This is a genomic window from Sphingomonas sp. Leaf38 (assembly GCF_001421825.1).
In the GTDB taxonomy this organism is placed as follows: domain Bacteria; phylum Pseudomonadota; class Alphaproteobacteria; order Sphingomonadales; family Sphingomonadaceae; genus Sphingomonas.
Map to the genome: position 1 here is coordinate 1,170,832 of NZ_LMLD01000011.1, position 20,082 is coordinate 1,190,913.

The 20,082-nt window shown below is 64.6% G+C and carries 15 protein-coding genes and 1 pseudogene; 5 read left to right on the plus strand and 11 right to left on the minus strand.

The annotated features are described in order from the left end of the window. Positions 1–266: 266 nt before the first annotated feature. From ASE88_RS12740 to ASE88_RS12750, 3 genes are all read right to left on the minus strand, one after another. On the minus strand, positions 267–2,069 hold the full coding sequence (locus ASE88_RS12740) for an alpha-amylase family glycosyl hydrolase (protein ID WP_055878659.1): 1,803 nt from the start codon (positions 2,067–2,069) through the stop codon (positions 267–269). Positions 2,070–2,083: 14 nt separating this feature from the next. Continuing rightward, complete coding sequence (locus ASE88_RS12745; protein WP_055878657.1) at positions 2,084–4,582, minus strand: TonB-dependent receptor domain-containing protein; 2,499 nt, start codon at positions 4,580–4,582, stop codon at positions 2,084–2,086. Positions 4,583–4,678: 96 nt separating this feature from the next. Beyond that, positions 4,679–5,674 carry a LacI family DNA-binding transcriptional regulator gene (locus tag ASE88_RS12750; RefSeq protein WP_055878654.1) on the minus strand — a complete coding sequence of 332 codons (996 nt, stop codon included), beginning with the start codon at positions 5,672–5,674 and terminating at the stop codon, positions 4,679–4,681. Between the two features lie 188 nt (positions 5,675–5,862). Here ASE88_RS12750 and ASE88_RS12755 point away from each other — a divergent pair, with 188 nt between their 5' ends. Then, a complete protein-coding gene (locus tag ASE88_RS12755; protein WP_056478339.1) occupies positions 5,863–8,451 on the plus strand; it encodes a PAS domain-containing protein in 2,589 nt (862 codons plus the stop codon). A 19-nt stretch (positions 8,452–8,470) separates the two neighbouring features. Here ASE88_RS12755 and ASE88_RS12760 read toward each other — a convergent pair whose 3' ends face one another. Beyond that, on the minus strand, positions 8,471–8,902 hold the full coding sequence (locus tag ASE88_RS12760) for a DUF3291 domain-containing protein (RefSeq protein WP_056478340.1): 432 nt from the start codon (positions 8,900–8,902) through the stop codon (positions 8,471–8,473). Positions 8,903–9,133: 231 nt separating this feature from the next. Here ASE88_RS12760 and ASE88_RS12765 point away from each other — a divergent pair, with 231 nt between their 5' ends. From ASE88_RS12765 to ASE88_RS12775, 3 genes are all read left to right on the plus strand, one after another. Continuing rightward, on the plus strand, positions 9,134–9,478 hold the full coding sequence (locus tag ASE88_RS12765) for a hypothetical protein (protein ID WP_156357019.1): 345 nt from the start codon (positions 9,134–9,136) through the stop codon (positions 9,476–9,478). Between the two features lie 181 nt (positions 9,479–9,659). After that, complete coding sequence (locus ASE88_RS12770) at positions 9,660–9,944, plus strand: CsbD family protein (RefSeq protein WP_055878643.1); 285 nt, start codon at positions 9,660–9,662, stop codon at positions 9,942–9,944. A gap of 62 nt (positions 9,945–10,006) precedes the next feature. Further along, complete coding sequence (locus ASE88_RS12775) at positions 10,007–10,258, plus strand: hypothetical protein (RefSeq protein WP_056478342.1); 252 nt, start codon at positions 10,007–10,009, stop codon at positions 10,256–10,258. A gap of 10 nt (positions 10,259–10,268) precedes the next feature. Here the strand turns inward: ASE88_RS12775 and treF are convergent, their stop codons facing one another. The 4 genes from treF to ASE88_RS18930 form a co-directional block, all read right to left on the minus strand. Continuing rightward, on the minus strand, positions 10,269–11,885 hold the full coding sequence (gene treF / locus ASE88_RS12780) for an alpha,alpha-trehalase TreF (protein WP_082466531.1): 1,617 nt from the start codon (positions 11,883–11,885) through the stop codon (positions 10,269–10,271). An 878-nt stretch (positions 11,886–12,763) separates the two neighbouring features. Continuing rightward, a complete protein-coding gene (locus ASE88_RS12790; protein WP_056478343.1) occupies positions 12,764–13,870 on the minus strand; it encodes a Gfo/Idh/MocA family protein in 1,107 nt (368 codons plus the stop codon). Positions 13,871–13,969: 99 nt separating this feature from the next. Continuing rightward, positions 13,970–14,317 carry a hypothetical protein gene (locus ASE88_RS12795; RefSeq protein WP_056478344.1) on the minus strand — a complete coding sequence of 116 codons (348 nt, stop codon included), beginning with the start codon at positions 14,315–14,317 and terminating at the stop codon, positions 13,970–13,972. 81 nt (positions 14,318–14,398) lie between these two features. After that, positions 14,399–14,605, minus strand: a complete 207-nt coding sequence (locus tag ASE88_RS18930) for a hypothetical protein (protein WP_156357020.1) — start codon at positions 14,603–14,605, stop codon at positions 14,399–14,401. 915 nt (positions 14,606–15,520) lie between these two features. Here ASE88_RS18930 and ASE88_RS12800 point away from each other — a divergent pair. Then, positions 15,521–16,024: a gluconokinase gene (locus ASE88_RS12800; protein WP_055878634.1), complete on the plus strand. Its 504-nt coding sequence runs from the start codon at positions 15,521–15,523 to the stop codon at positions 16,022–16,024. A 163-nt stretch (positions 16,025–16,187) separates the two neighbouring features. Here the strand turns inward: ASE88_RS12800 and ASE88_RS12805 are convergent. The 3 genes and pseudogenes from ASE88_RS12805 to rodA all read right to left on the minus strand — a co-directional run bounded on the left by ASE88_RS12805 (position 16,188) and on the right by rodA (position 20,080). Continuing rightward, a pseudogene (locus ASE88_RS12805) lies at positions 16,188–16,836 on the minus strand (FadR/GntR family transcriptional regulator). A 46-nt stretch (positions 16,837–16,882) separates the two neighbouring features. Beyond that, entirely contained in the window at positions 16,883–18,241 is a 1,359-nt protein-coding gene (locus ASE88_RS12810) for a GntP family permease (RefSeq protein ID WP_056479494.1), read from the minus strand. A gap of 732 nt (positions 18,242–18,973) precedes the next feature. Further along, complete coding sequence (gene rodA, locus ASE88_RS12815; protein WP_055878629.1) at positions 18,974–20,080, minus strand: rod shape-determining protein RodA; 1,107 nt, start codon at positions 20,078–20,080, stop codon at positions 18,974–18,976. Between the last annotated feature and the right edge of the window lie 2 nt (positions 20,081–20,082).

Sequence of the window (20,082 nt, forward strand, 5' to 3'; positions counted from 1 at the left end):
AGCCATAGATCGGCGCCATGTTCGCCTGCTGCAGCCCGAACGAAAATTGCAGCCCGAGAAAGCCGAGGTTCATCTCGATCAGCCGCATCAGCGACAGGCGGGGTTTGGTCATGAGGCCGAGGTTCATCATCGTCATGCCTTCTCTACCATTCCGATACGACACCCTTCCTGTTCCACCGCGGAGGCGGGGGTCCAGGAGTCTCGAACACCGGCTCGCGGGACTCTGTTCTCCAGCCTACGCGGGAGAACAGATAGGGTCGCGTGTATCACCCGGCCGGGCCAGCCCATATTACACCCCAAGGCTCGATCGTCAGCGTGTCGCCGCAAGCTCTGCCCGAGACCCGATCCCGCCATCCGACGAGCCCATCGACCGCCACCGAAGCATTGGAGAAGTTCAGGAAGACGCGGTCGCTGCCACAGCCGATCCCGAGCAGGGCAGGGGAGTCCGTCGCGATCGCCACAGGCGATCCGGCTCCGCCGCTGGCGATCCGTGCGGCGCGCAACGTGGCCAGATCGCCACTGATCCGTCGCGCGGCCGGGCCGTCGAGCGCCGCCCAGTCCATGTCGGGCCGGTGCAGCCAGCGGCCTTCATGTGCTCGCTCGGGATCGTCCAGATAACGGGTGTCGTTCAGCAGCCCGGCTTCGTCGCCCATATAGGTCGTCGCCAGACCACCACTCGCGATCGACAGCGCATTGAGCAGCGCGATCCGGCGAAACGCCATCTCCCGCGCATCGTCGTCCGCTGCCGCTTCGAGCCCGGCCAGTGACGCCATCGTCCCGTTCGAGCCATGCAGCACCGATCCGTCGGACTGAAACGGCGCGCCGCGCGCCCAGCTGCCGTCGCCGCCTTCTAGGAACCGCGCCGCCGTCTTGAGCCGTGCGACCGGATCCGGATCGATCCCGGCGAGATCGCCGATCACCGCGCCCCAGCCGATATCGTCGTGGCAGCGCGCATAGCTCAGCCAGTTGGCGCCGCGCGGCAACCCGCCGCTCGCCCCGACGATCGCATGCGGCAGCGTGGCGGACTGTTCGGCGAGCGCGACCCAGCCTGCGACCATCAGCGAATTATTGTAGACGAGATGGCATTCGGGTTCGAACCCGCCATCCCAGTCCGCGCCCTCGTCCGCGCCGAAATAGGGCGGGACCAGCGCGGTCGGCACGATCGCTTCCGCCTTGAGCAGCGTCGCCGGCGCGACGATATCGAGCGCGGCACGCAGCGCCCGGACGATGAAATGCGCCTCTGGCCGGTTGCGGCAATCGGTACCCAGCTGTTTCCACAGGAAGGCGATCGAATCGAGCCGGAACGCCTCGAACCCGTGGTTTGCCAGCCGCAGCATCGTATCGACGATCGCGAGCATGACCTCGGGGTTCGACCAGTTCAGATCCCATTGGAACGGGTAGAAGGTCGTCCAGACCTGTCCGCCCATCGCCGGGACCGCAGTGAAATTGCCCGGCGCGGTCGTCGGGAACACCTCGGGGAGGGCGGCCTCATAGGCCTGCGCCTCGTCGTCGCCGAGTACGTGGTAGAAGGCGCGATAGTGCGGATCGCCCGCCTGCGCGGCCTTCGCCCAGGGGTGATCGTCCGCGGTGTGATTGAGCGCGAGATCGACGCACAGGCTGATCCGCCCGGCGCGCAGCCGTGCCGCGAGCCGCTCGACATCGGCCATCGTCCCGAGCCGCGGCTCGATCGCCAGATAGTCGGCGACCGCGAAGCCGCCGTCGCTGTCACCCGCGCGCGCCTTGAGCAGCGCGAGCAGGTGCAGATACCGGACGCCGAGCGATTCCAGATGGTCGACCCGCTCGGTCAGCCCGTCGACCGTCCCCGCAAACCGGTCGACATAGGTCGAATAGCCCAGCATGTCGGGCGCGACGAACCAGTCGGGATCGGCCAGCCGCGCGGTGTCGAGCGCGGCCAGTGCGTCCGGGCGTTCGGCCGCCCGGTCGCGCAGGATCTGTTCCATCCGCGGCCAGAGCGCCGCCAGCCGGTCCGCCCCGTACAGCCGTTCGAGCTGGCGTTTCAGGCGGGCGGCCAACGCCTCCAGGCGGCGCTCGGTCGAGGATGGCGTCATGGTCACCGGTCCGATCAGAAGCCGACGCGGACCGCGGCGGAGATCGTCCGGCCGGTGATCGAGCGTGCGCGGACGATGCCGTTGCTCGGGATGTTGCCCTCTTCGGCCTCGGTGATCCCCTTCACGTCGAACAGGTTGTTGCCGTTGACCGACAGCGTGACGTTGTCCGCCGGGCGCACCGACACGAACGCGTTGACCTGCGTATAGCCGGGCATCTTGAGACCGTTATTATCCTGCGCGAAGCTGTCGGTCGTACCGATCACGTTCGCGCCGACGGTCAGCCGGCCTACATCGACCTGCGGGGTCGCCTGGAAGATGAACTTGGCCTGGCGACGCGGGCGGTTGCCCTCGACCGCAGGGTTGAGCACATCCTTGGTGATCTCGGCATCGGTATAGGTGCCGCCCGCCGACAGCGAGAACGGCCCGCGTGCGATCCGACCCTCGAGCTCGACGCCCTTGGCTTCATATTCGCGGTTGAAGAAACGCTGCGTCGTCGCCTCGAAATTCTGCTCCTCGGTACGCGCCCAGAATCCCGTGGCGTAGAGCGAGAGGCCGTTCTGACGATATTTGAACCCGCCTTCGAGCTGGCGGACGAAATCGACTGCGGCGCCCTGGTCGGTCAGGCCGCCAGTCCGCGTGTTGATCGACGGGCCGAACAACAGGCGATCGGCATTGGCGCGGCCGCCGCGGCTGTAGCGCGCGAACACCGCGGTGGTGTCGGTCAGGCGATAGTTCGCGCCGCCCGAATAGGACAGATAGTCGTAATTATAGTTCAGCGGCGACCGAACGTTCGGGATCACCGCGACCTGGCGCTCGGGGGCCGAGATCACGCCGTCGCCGTTGATGTCGAACGTCGTGATGCCGTTGCCGAAGCCAGCGCCCAGATCCGCACCTGCAACGCTGCCGCGTGCGCGACCGAAGTCATAGCGCAGCGAACCGTCGATGTTGAACCGGCCGATTTCCAGCCCGAGCTGCGCGAACGGCGCGTAGGTCGTGTAGTCGAGATCGTACGACCGGCGGCAGCAATTGCCGAAGAAGCTCGCCGAATAGCCCGGTACGCCGTTCTGCGTGACCGGCACGCCGGCAGCGGTGCGGACATTGACCAGCTCGGATCGGCCATTGTCGGCGACGGTCTGAACGAACGAGGTCCACAGCCAGTCGCTCTTGATGTCCTGACGCGAGGCATAGAAGCCGCCGGTGATCGACAGCGATCCGGTACCCACCGGCACCGAGCCGTTGAGGCGGATGTCGTTGGTGATGTTGTTCAGGCTCTTCAGGTCGACATCGAACAGCACGACGTTGGCAAGCAGGCCGTTGCCGTTGAGCGACGCGGGGTTGGCGATCCGCTGGCCCGCCTGCGATCCGCTTGCGTAGAAGAGCTGCGCCCCTGCGCCGCCGATGCCGTTGGCGATCGACTGCGCCGACCCGACGGCGGCGGGGAAGGGCGAGGTGAAGCCGCCCGAAATGTCTGAATAGCGGAACCGCTCGACCACGTTCCAGCCGTCCGCAACCGGGATCTGCGTCTCCAACCCGGCCGAATAGACCACCGGATGCTGGCCGTCGGCGATCGAGCGCGTGACGAGCTTGTTGTCGCCGTCGAGCGTCTGCACGGTGCGGATGTTGCCGCTGTGCAGCGTGCCGTTGTTGATCGAGAAATTAGTGATGTTACGATAGGTCGGGTCGCTGTCGGAGCCGGTGACCTGCACCGGGTTCGGCAGATAGCCGATCGCGCGGTCGTCGAGATACTTGCCGTACAGCCGGACATAGCCGCCGTCGCCGAACGACTTGGTGATGTTCGCCTTGAACTGGCCGCCCTTCACGCCGTCATACCCGACCTGCCGCTGGCCGTCGCCGATCCGGTAGAAGCCGCCGAAGTGATAGGTCAACGAGTCGGACAGCTTGCCGCCCTGGTCGAAATCGACGCGGAATTCGCGGTAGTCGAGCCCGCTCGACAGCTGGAACGCGCCGCCTTCCTGCTCGCCAGTCTTCGACAGGAAGTTGATGACGCCTCCCGGCGAGTTCGAGGCGAAGGTCGAGGCCGATCCGCCGCGCACCGACTCGACCGTCCGCACGTTGAAATCGGCGCGCAGGAAGATGTCGGCGTTACCGAAGGTGATGTCGCCGAATTCGAGGATCGGCAGGCCGTCCTCCTGCAGCTGCAGGAACTTCGAGCCGCCCGACGCGACCGGCAGGCCGCGCACCGAGATGTTCGCGTTGCCATCGCCGCCTGACGCCTCGACACGGATGCCGGGCAGGTTGCGCAGCAGCTCGCCCGAGGTGCGCGGTGCGAGCTGGATCAGCGCATCCGACGTGATCGAGCTGGTCGTGATCGAGGTGTTCAACCGGTTCGTGCCGCGCGCGACCGCGGTGACGACGATGTCGTCCTGCGGGACGTCAGCGGCCGGGGCAGCGGGTGCGGCGGTGGGGTCAGCCTGCGGTGCGATCTGCGCAGCTCCGGCGGTGGCGAACGACGCGGCGGCGATGCCGGCCAGCAATGCGTGACGAACTTTCATGCGATCCTCCCTGCGACGGCTTTCTGAGAAGCCCAAGGCCGCCTCCTACCTCCATCACAATCGATTGCAACCGATTCTTGCAATCGATTGCAAGAATCAGGCGGATTGTCGCTGGATCAAGGTCGGTGGCACGATGGCGGACTCGGCCGGCGCCCCGGCGATACGCTTGAGCAACCGGTCGACCATCAGTTCGGTCCCGATTTCAAGGTCCTGGCGGATCGTCGTCAGCGATGGCGAGGTATGTGCCGCCAGCGTGACGTCATCATAGCCGATCACCGCCGTCGTCCCGGGAATGTCGATCCCAGCCTCGGTCAGCGCGCGCAGCACGCTCATCGCAGCGACATCGGACGCAGCGAAGATTGCATCGGGGATCGCATCGTGGATCGCGCCGGTGGCGAGCCGCGCGGTGATCGCGGCATGCACTACTTCGGGCGTCATCGGCGTCGCGAGCACTTCGCACGGCAGGCCCGCTTCTTCGGCCGCCGCCGCGAACCCGCCCAGCCGGTCCGCGAACTCGGGCGGGGCAGGGTCGCCGACGAACAGCAGCCGTTTGCGTCCCTGCGCGATCAGATGTTCCGCCGCCATCCGGCCGCCCGCAAAATTGTCGGATCCGATCGTCAGGTGATGTTGCCCTTCCCGTTTCGCGCCCCACACCACGAGAGGACGATAGCGTTGCGCGACGCGCTCGATCGCCGCGAACTGATCCGACTGGCCGACGAGCAGCAGCCCATCGATCCGCCCGCTGTCGACCAGTCGCTCGAGCCAGTCGTCGGCATCGGGGATCACGCGCGACAACAAGATATCGTAGCCGCGCTCGACCAGCAGGTCGGCAAGGAATCCGAGGAGCGACAGGAAAAACGGATCGGTCAGATGCTGCGTCTTGGCGTGACCGAGCGGCAGGACGAGGCCAATCGCGCCCGTGCTCTTCATCCGCAGGTTGCGCGCGAGTTGGTTGGGGCGCACGTCGTGCTCGCGGGCCAGCGCCCTGATCCGCGCCTGCGTCCGCGCATTGACCGAGCTGTGCCCCGCCAGCGCGCGCGACACGGTCGCGGTCGAAACTCCGGCGAGTACGGCCAGATCGGCGAGTTTCATGGAGATAGCACGTCCTCGTTATCACGCGATGTTGATCTCGATCGTACAAGCCGCGCCGGCATGCCGCAATCAGCGCGCGGCGGGCATGCCGCGGGTGTGACATTGGCGGCCGATGGCGGGCGTTCGACCGTTGCGATGGTACGGGCCGTAGCCTAGATGTCTGGCACTTAGCGATATTCGAGGCGGCCTTGACTGATACGACCGATCGCGCCGTCGAAAGCGCACCCAAATTGACTGCGGATGCCGAGCGGATCGCAGCCGAGGTGCTGGGCCAGGACGTCGGCACCGATCCGTTCGTTGCCGCGGTACGCGCGACGCGGATGCCGATGATCATTACCAACCCGCGGCTTCCCGACAATCCGGTGGTTTTCGCCAACAACGCGTTCTGCCGGCTCAGCGGCTACACCCGTGAGGAGATTCTCGGCCGTAACTGCCGTTTCCTGCAGGGACCGGAGACCGACCCGGCCACGGTCGCCAAGATTCGCGAGGCGGTGCGTCGCGTCGAATCGATCGAGATCGACATCCTGAACCAGCGTAAGGACGGCGACACGTTCTGGAACCGGCTGCTGATGGCGCCGGTGTACGATACCGAAGGCATGCTGGCCTATTTCTTCGCCAGCCAGGTCGACGTGACGATCGAGCGCGAGCGGTTGACCGGACTCGAGGCGAGCAACGCCTCGCTGATGGCGGAATTAACCGACCGGCTGCGATTGCAGAAGGAGCAGGAACGCGAGTTGGCGTTCACGCTGAAGGCTGCGCGGTTCGGTACCTGGACGCTCGACATCACCGGGTGCCAGCTGATTTCGTCGGAGACCTGCAAGGAGATATTCGGACGCCCGCTCGACCAGCCGTTCACCTATGACGACCGGCTGGCCGCGATCCATCCCGACGATCGTGATAAAAGTGCGGCGGAAGTCGCCCGCTGCATCGCCGATAGCACCGATTACGACGTGGTCTATCGCATCCGCCGGCCCGACGACGAGGTTCGCTGGATCGCGTCGCGTGGCCAGCCCTTCTTCGACGCCGACGGCAATCCATTACGCATCGCCGGTGTCTCGACCGACATCACGGTGCAGCGCCGCAGCGAAATCCTCAGCGCCGCGCTGGTCGAACTGAGCGACGTGTTCCGCGATACCGAGCAGCCCGACGATATCGCGTTCGCCGCGGCGCGGATCATCGGTGAAACGCTCGAAGGCAGTCGCGCAGGCTTTGGCGAGATCGATCCCGCCAGCGAGACGGTCACGATCGTCCGCGAATGGAGCGCGCCGGGCGTGATGCCCTTGGAGGGTAGCTTCGCGCTCCGCGATTACGGGTCGTATATCGACGACCTGATCCTTGGCGAAGAGGTCTGCGTCGAGGATGCGCGCACCGATCCCCGGACCGTGGAGGCCGCGCAGGCGCTCGAGGCGCTGGATGCGCGTGCGATCATCAACATGCCCGTGATGGAGAATGGCCGGCTCGTCTCGATGTTGTATTTGGGGCACGGCGGCGCGCGGCAGTGGCGTCCGGACGAGGTCGTGTTCATCCGTGAGGTTGCCGAGCGCACGCGAATTGCGACCGAGCGCCGCCGCAGCGAACACGCGTTGAGCGCACTCGCCGCCTCGCTCGAACAGCAGGTTGCGGCACGGACCAGCGAGCTTCAGACTGCCGAGGATGCGCTGCGCCAGTCGCAGAAGATGGAGGCGGTCGGCCAGCTGACAGGCGGGGTCGCGCATGATTTCAACAATCTGCTGACGGTGATCCGATCGGCGACCGATCTGCTCAAGCGCCCCGATCTCAGCCCCGAGCGACGCGAGCGGTATATCGATGCGATCTCCGATACCGCCGACCGCGCCGCGAAGCTGACGGGGCAATTGCTGGCGTTCGCGCGCCGCCAGGCGTTGCAGCCCGAAGTCATCGACGTCGGCCAGAGCCTGCGGGTGATCGCCGACATGCTCGGCACGCTGACCGGATCGCGGATCGTCATCGGCATCGACCTGCCAGAAGCGTCGTGTTTCACCAATGTCGATCCGAGCCAGCTCGATACCGCGCTGGTGAACATGGCGGTCAATGCGCGTGACGCGATGCAGGGCGCCGGACGAATCGATATCGCGGTGCGGTCGACCGATCGGATCCCCGCGGTCCGTTCGCATCCGGCGGTCGCAGGCCGTTACGTCGCGATCGCGATGCGTGACACCGGTTCGGGAATCGAGCCCGACAAGCTCGAACGTATCTTCGAACCATTCTTCACCACCAAGGATGTCGGACAAGGCACCGGCTTGGGGCTCAGCCAGGTGTTCGGCTTCGCCAAACAGTCCGGCGGCGACATCACCGTCGAAAGCGACGTCGGCCACGGCACGGTGTTCACGCTGTACCTCCCGCAGGTCGAGCAGGGCGCGCAAGCAACAATCGACCCCGTCGGTGAGGGTGTCACGGACGGGCATGGCACCTGCGTGCTGGTGGTCGAGGACAATGCCGAAGTCGGCACTTTCACCACCCAGTCGCTTGCCGAACTCGGCTATAAGACGGTCTGGACCGCCGATGCGCAGGAGGCGCTTGCCGAGCTTGCCGCCGATGCGACTCGGTTCGACATCGTCTTCTCGGACGTGGTGATGCCGGGGATGAACGGGATCGAGCTCGGTAAGGTGATCCGCGATCGGTACCCGACCTTACCGGTGGTACTGACCTCGGGATACAGTAACGTGTTGGCGCAGGATGGCACGCATGGCTTCGAGCTACTCCACAAGCCCTATTCGGTCGAGCAACTGTCGCGTGTCCTCAGTAAGGCGACGATCTGAGATCAGACGGAATGGCGCATTACGGTGCCGGCGCGATCGGCGTCGCGCGCGTGATACGTGGCGGCCGGAAATCGAGAGCTTGGTGATCGACGCTAGGGTGCAGGACCTTCGACGGACGTCCGTCTGCGCGCATCCGGCGATCAGCCTCGTCCCAGGATGGCAGTATCCGATCGGGCTGGTCCCAGTGGACAATACTTGCCTCGTCGCACCAGTGAAGCAGTTTGGGCATTGCCTGGAGATGGGAGCCATGCGTGACGTAGTGCCGCATCGCCGTCTGGTCGCGCCATAGCGTCATCGTCCAGAACGTCAGCCGTCGATCGGGGAGCAACGATCCCGTGACGAAGCCGTCGGCGCGTCTGACCTGTCCGTTGGTTCCCAGCAATTGCACGATAAACACCGGCATGAAGCGCAGCGATCGGACCCTCAGCCGCGTGACACTGATGAACATCATCGACCTCCATCGCTCGCCGCGCCCATAGCGCGGCGAGGCGTTAAATCTAGCCGATGTCCGATGCTCAAGATAGGGCGCATGGTTGTTTCAGCACTATGGGGTAGTGCATGAATACGTGGGATAAAATGCCCTCTAGGCGGGTTATGTCATTGTAAATATCTCGAATCTTCCGATCGAGGCACCGTGTGGTAGCCGTCGACGCAAAGGGGTTTTGTGGTCTATTCAGCTACTGTGGGTCGTATAGCTATCCTCGGCGTGGCGACCGGCATGCTGTCGTCACGGGCTTGCGCTAACTCCTCCGCAAAGATCGCGACCTTGCTCGGAGGCTATGCCTTCCAGCCAGCGCAGTCGCAGTGCGTCGGTGATCGGCTTGAAGCCAATCTGTCGCTAGGCGAGCTCCAGCAGTTGGGTCGCGCTGCAAAGGCTTGGCGTCAGGGCGATACGAGCCCAATTTGGCTGACCGTAAGCGATTTCCTCCGCGTATCGGGGCAGGTCAAGGATCCGAAGGTGCTCTTCGAAGTCGGCAAAGCTGCAGTTGCCCCCGCGATCCTTACCGCGCCCGCGTCACCGCTCTAGACGTCGATCGCTGACCGCTTTTCGAAGTCCTTGTTGTGCCGGATCGTCGATAACCGGCTCGTTTGGGGATCGTAACGACGCCGGCAACGTTACCCACACGCTCCATCTTCATCTTCGATCGGCGCATCTTGAATCGACGTGGTCAAAGTTTTCTACCCTTGATCAACATAGGAGACCCTACATGAACACTGACACCCTCGCAGGCGCAGCAACCGACTTTGGCGGCAAGGCCAAGGAAGCTCTTGGTACCGCGACCGGCGACACCACGCTCAAGAGCGAAGGCACCGCGGATCAGTTGAGCGGCACCGTTCAGAAAACCGTCGGTCAGGCCAAGGATGTCGTCGAAGAGAACATCCGTCCGCTGGTCGACTATGTCCGCCAGTTCTCGAAGGAGCGTCCGTTCACCGCCGCAGCGGTGGCCGGTGTCCTCGGCATCGCATTGATCAACACGCTTCGCGGCAAGTAAGGCGCACGGCCGGCGGGAGCCCATCAGCCTCCGCCGGTTTGCCCGGTCTGAGGAGACCGCATATGCATAGCGACTATACCGATTTCGACCGAACACCCCACGAACAACGTCCTGACGAAGAATGGGACGGCGTGTGGAATACCGAAGATCGCAACCGCGACACGCTGCGCAAGATCGAGCTTGGTTTGGCTGCGATCGCGATCGCGACCGCCTTGGTGCTGATGCGAGCCGGATGGGTGCGGATGTCTTCGCCTTCCAAGCGGTTTATACCCTCGGCCGCGGACATCCATGTGCGGATGCCGCCACCGCGCTGAATTCGAGAAACTATCTGGCGGGCTGAGCCAGTTCTGGATAGCGGTCTAGGATCGCGCTCGTCACGCCATTCGTCCAGCCGAAGCCGTCCTGCACCGGATATTCGCCGCCGCCACCAGTCGTGCGCTGTTCGACGTTATATTTCTCGAGCATCCTGCCGGTCTCGGCATAGGCAGCCCCTACCGTCCCGAGCCAACGGCGCGCGATGTCCTTGGCCAGCGCGGCCTCGCCATTCGCGGCCAGCCCCGCGATCGCCACCCATTGCAGCGGCGCCCAGCCATTGGGCTCGTCCCATTGAAGGCCGTTTCGCAGCGTCGTGGTCCGCAATCCACCCTCGGCAAGCAGCGATGTGCGCACCGTCTTTGCCACCGAACGCGCTTGCACGGGCGACGCGAGCCCGACAAATAATGGTTCGAGCATCGCCGCGTTGATGCTGGCAGTTGAGCTGTGCGTCGACAGGTCCCAATCGGCGTAGCGCGTGGTCGTCGCCTGCCAGAGATATCGGTCGATCGCGGTCTTGCGTTTGCCTGCCAAGGTCGCGAATTCGGTGGCACATGGCGTATCGCCTGCATTACGGCAGCGCTCGGCGATCCTGCGCTCCATGGACCACAACAGGCTGTTGAGATCGACCGGCACGATGTCCGCCGTGTGGATCGTCGCCAGTGCTTTTGGATCGCGCAGCCAGCGCGAACTGAAGTCCCATCCGCTCTCCGCTCCGGCGCGCAGATCACGGTAGGTCTCGGACACGGGGCGCGGCGCAGCCTTGGCTGCGGTCGCGACATCCTCGGCGTAGGATTCGTCGCGCGGCGTATCCCGGTCGTCATAATAGCGATTGAGTACGCTGCCATCGGGCATTCGCACGACGCGCGCGCATGCCGGCTTGCCGGTAAGGCACGTCGTACCATTCATCCAAAACGCATGCTCGGCGCGCAACGCCGCCAATCGCCGTTTGGCTACTACGGGATCAGAATTGATCGAGAGATCGAGCATCAGCGCGAAATAGGGCGGCTGCGACCGGCTAAGATAATAGGTCCGCGTGCCGTTCGGAATGTGGCCGTACCGCTCGATCAGGCTCGTGAAGTTGTCTAGCATCGATTCCACTAGTAGCTGCTGCCCATCGACCTTGAGGCCAAGCATCGTAAAATAGCTGTCCCAGTAATATATCTCGCGGAACCGCCCGCCCGGCACGACATAGGGGGCGGGCAACGCGAGAGCGGAGCTTTCGGCGACCGGCGCTACGGGTTGGCGCGTCAATTGCGGCCATAGTGTCCGGACATGTGTCCTGAGGTCGTCTGTGCCGCGATCATTCTCGCCTGGCACCACGAAATTGGCGAGCACGAATCCCCTCAGCGCCGCGTTTTCGGGCTTGGTCTGCACATAGTCCGCCACGATCGCGGCAGCCGCACGCTTTGGCACTGCGTCGACGAAGGTCTTGCCGTCAGCGAACACGTGGCTTTGCTGGACGGTGCGGAACAACGGGCCAAAGACGTCGGCAGGAGACTGCACCGATGGCCGATCCAGAGACGGAGTCGAAGTACGAGCAGTCGTCGGGGTTCGGGAGGGGGGCGTCTGTCCCGTTGAGGCCGCGGCGATCAACGTCAGCACGGCGAAACGGCAAAGGCTTTTCATCACGTCGCTAATATTCCGGTAATGCGGTCGATCCGGTCAATATGACGCGATCGGTCCCGTGAGCAAAGTCTCGCCGGCTCTAGCTGACGCATAAACAATGCACGGGCAACGGTGCGCGAAGCCCCGCGGAGCAAGACTCTGGCCTGATGCGAAACCGATGCAGGCGCGGGGTGGTGCCGGTCGACCAATGGCTTGAAGGCCCCGCGAGACAGTACGCTGGCGTGTTCGGTGCCGGGTAGAATCATCGTCCTTACTGCGGAGGGAGAGCCGCCAGGGGTGATGTCGACCGGCGTACCGATCGCCAACTGCGCGTTCGGCGAAGGGGGCGGCGTGCTGTACCTCGCCGCGGACGACCGCATCCTGCGCGTACGGTCACACCGCGGCTGGTGGGGATGAACGAGCGCAACACCGCTCAGAACATCCCGCTCGTCGCGCCCCTCTGGCGGGAGAGGATAGTAAAGCTTTCCTACCGCCGCACAGCGTGGTCGCCGGTGATACCGAACCAGTGCGGGACGCCTGCCGGGATCAGCATGATATCGCCGGGCCGCGGCGCGCGCGTCGTGCCGCCAACGATGCGGTCGCCTTCGGTCTGGTTAGCCTTTATCGGTTTCGCGGCAACGAGCGAGTCGTCCGATATCAGCTTATGGCGCTGGCGATAACTACCGCATATTCGGCCCGATCCGAGTGCGCCGGAGGGCCACCGACCGTTTCGCCATCGCGGACCAGCGGCTGCCACGCAAAGCCCTGGCCAGGTTTTATCGCCTTCGCTATCCCCGCCACCTAAGCGGCAACGTCGACAGACGACGCCAACCCGTTCGAATCGGGGGGCTGTGCCGGTGCGGCCGCGGATCCAAAGGCGATGGCGAGCAAACGCGCAATCATGCTCGGCCGTCGAGGCGGATCGTGCGGGCCTCACGCGCGGAGCGATAAATCGCCTCGACGATCCGCATGTCTCGCAGGCCCTCTTCGCCGGAGACGATCGGTTGGCGCCCAGCGAGGATGCAGTCGGCGAGGTGATCGAGCTGCCCCGCAAATTGCGTCTTGCCAGGGCCGGGCGGCGGTGTGACCACACGTTCACGGCCGTCCCTGCCGAGCCACATCTGGTTGCCGTCGTAACGCGTTGCCGGCTCCAGTTCGACCCGTCCGGTGTCGCCCATCAGCAGGATGCGGTTCTGGTTGGCGCTATACATTGCCTGGCACCCGGCGATCGCACCCGAGGGAAATTCCAGCGTCCAGTCGATCATGTCTTCGACCTCAGTGAAGCGCGGATCGCTGCGGTCGGTGGATTCGCGCGCGGTCACAGCGACCGGTTCCTCGCCGGTCATGTAGCGCGCCGCCTGAAGACTGTAGATGCCCATGTCCATCAGCGAGCCGCCGCCCGACAAGGCTTTCTTCAAGCGCCATTTCGCTGGGTCACGCTGGACGAAGCCGTGCTCGGACCGGACATAACGAATCTTGCCTGCCGCACCGGTCCGCGCGAGCCGCATTGCCTCAAGATTATAGGCCTCGAAATGGCAGCGATAGCCGATCATCAGCTGGCGGTTCGCAGCCTTGCACGCGGCGATCATCGCCTCGCATTCCGCGACCGAGACCGCCATCGGTTTTTCGCACATCACGTGCTTGCCCGCTTTCGCCGCACGGATCGTGTATTCGGCGTGGAGCGCATTTGGTAGGCAGACATAGACGATGTCGACGTCGGGATTGTCGCGGATCGAATCGAACGTGGCATAGGAATAGAGTGCGCTGACGGGCAATCCCTGCTCGTCCGCAACGCGTTTCGCCTTGGCAGGATCGCCACTGACGACCGCGGCCAGTCGGCTGTGCGTGCAATTGGCAAACTGGGGTATGATGACGTCGAGACCGTACGCGCCGAGCCCGACGATCGCATAGCCAAGCCGCCGGTCTGAACGTGCCGCGCCGCAAGCAACCGAGTTCAGCGCCAGCGCGGCAGCGGACAGGATGATGTCGCGTCGTGCAAAATCCATGGTGGGCGCCCCAGCGTAAGGAAGAAGGGATCGGACCTGTCAGAACCGCGCGCATGCCGATCCGGTAGGACCGACCCAATGTGTCGTACAATGCCGGGCTCACGTCGAGCCCTGTATTGGTTTCCGGCGATGGTCCGGCGATGCTCCGGGATCGTGGTCGAACTGATTGGCAATCGCGACGAACATCCTTACCCGCTTGGCGACGTTCAGCGCGCCGCCGACGTCGAAGTCGCGTGCGCGCTTAATCCGGTCATAGTCGATCGTCGCCTTGCTGCTGGTCGATACTGAACAAGCGCCAGCCGAGCAGACGACATCTTGGCGGCTCATACCGCCGTGGCTCAACCAGCGCTGCTCCAGCGTGGGGCTGAACTGCTCGTTGTCGTAGCTTTCCGTGGCGCGCCATTTTGTTTCGGGAGTGGCGCTCGAATTGGCTCCGGCGGCACCCACCGCGCGTGAACCGGGAGCGTGCCGTCGGCTCCGAGCGGTTTTCGCCGCTCATAACTGCCCTCTATGTCGAAGCCGTTGGTCTTAATCGATGCAAGGCTGAACGACTGTACGCTGATGAAGTTCGGCCGCGGTGCGTGCGGTTAAAAGCGCCGCAGTGTCGGTGTTGTCCTGCGAGCAGAGATTGACGATCGGCGCCGCGGACGGGCTTGAGACGACGTTCTTCGGGGCGAACGTGTGATCGCCGAACGACAGGCTCAACCCCGGCAGCCGGTTCAGTTGGGAGAACACGATGCCCGCCTCGATACTGTGTTCGCCTCGATACTCTGCGCGATCTCGGAGCGCAGTGCCGAATTGCCGCTCGTGTTCTGGATGATCAGCACCTTTGCGTTACGGAACGGATCGTTGAAAAAAATTGGGGACGGTTTTCGTGGTCGGCGCCGCGAACAACTCTGACAGGCTCTGCGCCTGGACGCCCCGCGACGTCACTGTTCAAAATTGGAACCTATCGTGCGGCGTTTCCTGTGCCCCGCCGACTTGACAGGCAGAGACGACGCCCGAGGTCTAATAGCCGTGGCGCGCCCTGCGGCGTTAACGTCCGCGCGATCCAGCGTCCTCGCATCGAGGATCGGAAGGTTCCGCGCGAGAAAACTGTTGAGGACGGTGTATCTGCCCGTCTCATTCTTGTAACGGGGCTATCCTGGGTTTGTCTGGTATGCTGATACGGTCCTGCCATGGGCGTGGCATAAGCGAAGCGGCATCGGACAGTCGAGTGCTGCCGAAAATGTGAATCGGCTGGCACGGGCGGCGCGCGCGGCCGCATTGGCGTAGATGATCTTGCCATTGGTCCGCGTCGCGTTAATTGCCTTCGTGTAGCGGCCCGTGAGGCTGACATTGTCGGCGTTGATGTCGGTGATGTTGAAGCCGTGTTCATACTATGCGTCGCCGGCCGTTGCTCCGGACCGGTCACGCCGGCGGTTCGACCAATTCTACCGCATGAACGGAGATCGCGGCATACACGACAAAGGTTACAATGGCCTGGCTAGAATGACCACGACGAAGGTCGTAATGGCCAATCCGGTCGCGCCGCCCGATAGCGTCGTGACGTGGGCAGTGCAACGTGGGCAGTGCGACGGGGCAGTGGGACGAGGGCGAATGGTGCAGGCAGAGCGAGAGAGGTCCGGACATCGCCGCGGTCTCGTCGTGATGGGAGTCAGCGGCAGCGGCAAGTCGACGCTCGCGGCCTGTCTGGCAGAGCGGCTCGGCTGCCCGTTCCTCGAAGGCGATTCCTTTCATTCGGCCACCAGCGTCACCAAGATGCGATCGGGCCATCCGCTCGAGGATGGCGATCGCTGGCCGTGGCTCGACCGGCTCGGTGCCGCGATCGGTGATGCTGCGTCGGGCGCAGGGCACGGCGGCATCGCCGTGGCCGCCTGCTCCGCGCTCAAGCGGGTCTATCGCGAGCGATTGTCGGCCGCCTCTGCTGTGCCATTGGCGTTCGTGTTGCTCGAGACGATGCCCGCGGAGATCGCGCGCAGGCTCGCGACGCGGGAAGGCCATTATATGCCGGCTAGCCTGCTCGACAGCCAGCTCGCGACGCTGGAACGCCCCGGTCCCGACGAGCATGCGCTGACGCTGGACGCAGGTCGGACACCGGATGCGCTGGCGGCCGATGTGGTGGCCTGGCTCGGGATTGCACCGCCAGCCTAGGTTTCAGAGGGGGGCAAGTCTCTTCCGCCACGTGCCGGTGGCAGGCACCCGTTTCAGGGAGATGGGCGGTAGAGCCGACATCGGTTTCATATCCGCTCCTCCATTACCTACGGTCCCACCTTCCCCCGGCGAGGTGGGATTGCCGTTCCGTCCCGATACGCCCTCATGACATCAACCGCTTGCGCCCCTGCGACAGATGCCCGCGCATCGCCGTCAGCGTCCTGCGTGCGGATCGCTTCGACGATCGCGTCATGCTCCCCCATCATCGCGCCGATCACCCCTGGCGGTCGCGAGCGCGAAATATCGACGCCAGCGCGCAGGATCCGCACCACGTCTTCGTGGAGATAATCAACGACGAGCAGAAACGCGCCGTTCGTAATCGCGTCGACGATAGCACATGCAGCACTCAGTCTTCGTCATGGGCCAGCGCGTTCGAGAGCCGCGCGCCACGCAACGCCTCCGGCGCCCTTTCGATTCCGTCGAGCTGTCGATCCGACCGGCGTCATGCTGCCAGACGCGCTGCCTCCACCTCAAGCACGAAGCGCACCTCGTATGTGCCGAACGTCGTTGCCAGCGCATCCATCGACATGTGCGTACCAAGGCGGTCGTACCAGCGGCGTTTGACGCGAGATCCCGCACCCCGCCGCGCTGGCGTGATCCCGTCGGATGCCAATCGCGAGTGCGTCGCGAGCGATCGTGCGCGATATGCCGACGCTGGCGGCAAGGTGCGCTTCGGACGGAAGCCTGTCACCGACCGCGAGCCAGCCGTCGGTGATGATCCGGACGATCGCCGTATAGGCGCGATCCGCCAGCCTGGCTTAGCTCACGACCGTCCTTTCGATATGTGGTCCGTCGTGGTCAAACGACATAGCTCAACGCTATCACCAGCAGAAGGCCAACCACCGAGATCGCCGTTTCGAGCAGTGACCAGGTGCGGAAGGTGTCCGCGGTGCTGGTGCCGACATAGCTTTTCACCAACCAGAATCCGGGATCGTTGACGTGGCTGAAGAATACCGATCCCGCGCCGATCGCCAGCACAACCAGTTCAGGCGACACACCCGAACTCGCAACCACGCCGGGCATGATCCCGACCGCAGTGATCGTCGCAACCGTCGCCGATCCCGCGGCAAGCCGGATCGCGACCGCCACCAGCCAGCCCAGCAAGAGCGGCGAGATCGCGTACAACATCACCGTCCGCGCCAGCAGGTCGGACAGCCCCGCGACGACAAGCACCTGCTTCAGCGCGCCGCCCGCGCCGATCGCGAGCAGGATAGCCCCCGCCGCGCCCATCGTCTCACGCCACACAGCCTCCTGAATCGCCGCCTCGCGCAGCCGCCGACCGAACAGCAGCGGCAACGCGAGCAGGTTCGTCACCAGGAGAGCAAGCACCGGGTTGCTCGCCGCGACCAGGCCGGTGGCACCTTTCCACGTGGGCACCATCTGGCCGATTTCGCCAGTCGCTATCGACAGCACCGGCAGCAGCACGATCAGCAGCGATAGCAGCCGCGGCGGCGTCGCGATCCCGAGCCCGTCGTCGTACACGACCGGCGAGGCGAGGCGGACACCGCGTGTCGTAAACGTGGCCAGCAATGGCCCCGCGACGATCGCCGTCGGAATCGCGACCACGATCCCGTACAGCATCGTCAGCCCCAGATTCGCCCCAAGCGCCTCGACCGCGAGCAGGGGCCCCGGATGCGGCGGCACCAGGGCATGCACCACGCCTAGCCCGGCGAGCGCAGGCATGATCAGCCGCAGCTTGGCCCGATCCCGGTCGGCGTCGTCGATCTCGGCGGTCATCGCCGACATCTCCGCCGCCGCCGCGACGACGATTGGGAGGAGCAGCACCAGCCCGGTCTCGAAGAATAGTGGCAGGCCAATGACAATCGCGATGCCCAGCGTCGCCCAAGGTGCGGCCTGCACGCCGGTCAGCCGGAGCGCGCCCCTGGCGAGCGACGCGGCGGCGCCCGATAGATGCAGCATAGCGCCGAGCGAGAGGCCGAGCGCGACGACCAGCCCAGTCCCGCCGACGATGTCGCCAACGCCCTTCTGCACCGCCTTGGCAACATCGGGCAGCGGCAATCCCGCGAGCAGCCCGACCGTGAACGCGCCGCACAACAGTCCGATGAACGGATGCAAGCGTCCGCGAACGATCATCAACACCGCCAGCAGGATACCCGACAGTGCCGCAATCACGAGCCTGAGATCGCCGCCGATCATCGTCGGGTGATCGCGGGTTGAGCGATACATACGCGTGATGGCATCGACATCCTTCCCATTCGGTCCGACGACGCCTTCGCCTGTCGGGCAGATCAATCTGTAGGACAGGTCTTGGCCGCGTGCGAATAGAAAGGCTCGGCGGCTCAGTGAACAGCGGCGCGTAATGTAACTCCGTCCAACCGAATCCGTAAAAGGCGCTTGGGCGGGCGAAGACCTTGTGCCCTGTCCCCGCGACGTCATATCGCATCGATGCCTTCCAGAGCAGAAGAGGGTGATCATCGAACCGTCTGTTCAAGATGCGCGTCTATCCTCGCCCGCTTTTCCGTATCGGGTGCCGCAGCGCGTGCATCGCAATTGACGCCGACCCAGATCAGGGTGGTGCGCTGCCTCCGTGCGGGGCAACTCAAAGCGGATCACTTTCAGTCTTGGCATCGCCGAAGCGACGGCGAAGGCGCACATGACCGCGCTGATGCGCACAGCGAACGCGCGTATTCGGACGCACGCGGCTATCGTTACGCGGATACTGATGGTGCACTCCGTCTGAGCGAACGGTGTCTGCTTAACGCGACGACGATCTGACGCCGCGGTTCGAGCGCGGCGATCACGGATGCGTCCGGCCATCACCGTACCGGTCCGGACTGCAAGGGGCGGTACTAGACGACGAAGCCTTACGTGGTGGCGCGAGGGCGTTCGGACTTCGGGGCAAACTGCCGATCTTCCCGCCGCTCTTTCCTACCAGCCGACCGTCTTGCGGTTCTGCCGGTCGATCGACATCAGGATCCCAAGACACAACAGCACCGTCATCTGCGCCGAGCTGCCAAAGCTGACCAGCGGGAGTGGAATGCCGACGACCGGGGCGAGGCCCATCACCATCATCAGGTTGATCGCCACGTAGAAGAAGATCGTCGTCGCGAGGCCCGCCGCGGTCAGCCGGCCGAAGCGGGTCTGCGCGCGCTGGCCGACCTCGATGCCCCAGCGGATCACCAGCAGGAAGGCGAGGATCAGCAGGCAGCCGCCGACCAGCCCCCATTCTTCCGCCATCGTCGCGAAGACGAAGTCGGTATGGCCCTCGGGGAGGTAATCAAGATGACTCTGCGTGCCCTGGAGGAAGCCTTTGCCCCAGATCCCGCCCGAGCCGATCGCGATCTTCGACTGGCTGATGTGATAGCCGGTGCCGAGCGGATCGCTTTCGGGATCGAGAAAGATAAAGATGCGGTTGCGCTGATAGTCGTGGAGCAGGAAGTTGATCGCCAGCGGAATCGCGATCGCCGCGGTGATCGCGCCGCCGACGAACAGCCGGAGCGGGATGCCGGCGAGGAACATGACGGTCGCGCCGCCCGAACAGATCATCAGCGCGGTCCCCAGATCGGGCTGCTTCATCACGATCGCCGCGGGTACGCCGATCAGCAGCGCGGCAGGCCAGACGCCCCCGAACCGCCGCGTCTCGCCGGGCGGGAGCATGTCGTAGAATTTCGCGGCTGCCAGTACGATCGCCGGCTTCATGAACTCGGACGGTTGCAACCGGATGAAACCGAGATCGAGCCAGCGCTGCGAGCCACCCGAGACCTTGCCGAGGATCTCGACCGCGATCAGCGACAGCACGATCAATGTGTAGGCGGGCAGGGCGACCGCCTTCCAGCTGCGTTCGGGGATGTAGGACAGGCCGATCGCGCCGGCGAGCAGTACGAAAAAGCGGATTCCCTGCGACAGCGCCCAGGGGCGCAGCGAGCCGCCCGCGGCGGAATAGAGCACAACCTGACCGAAACAGCCGATCGCGACGACCAGCAGGATCACGAGCCAGGGCAGTTTGGCGAGCGGTTCGGGGACGATCCGGTTCATCG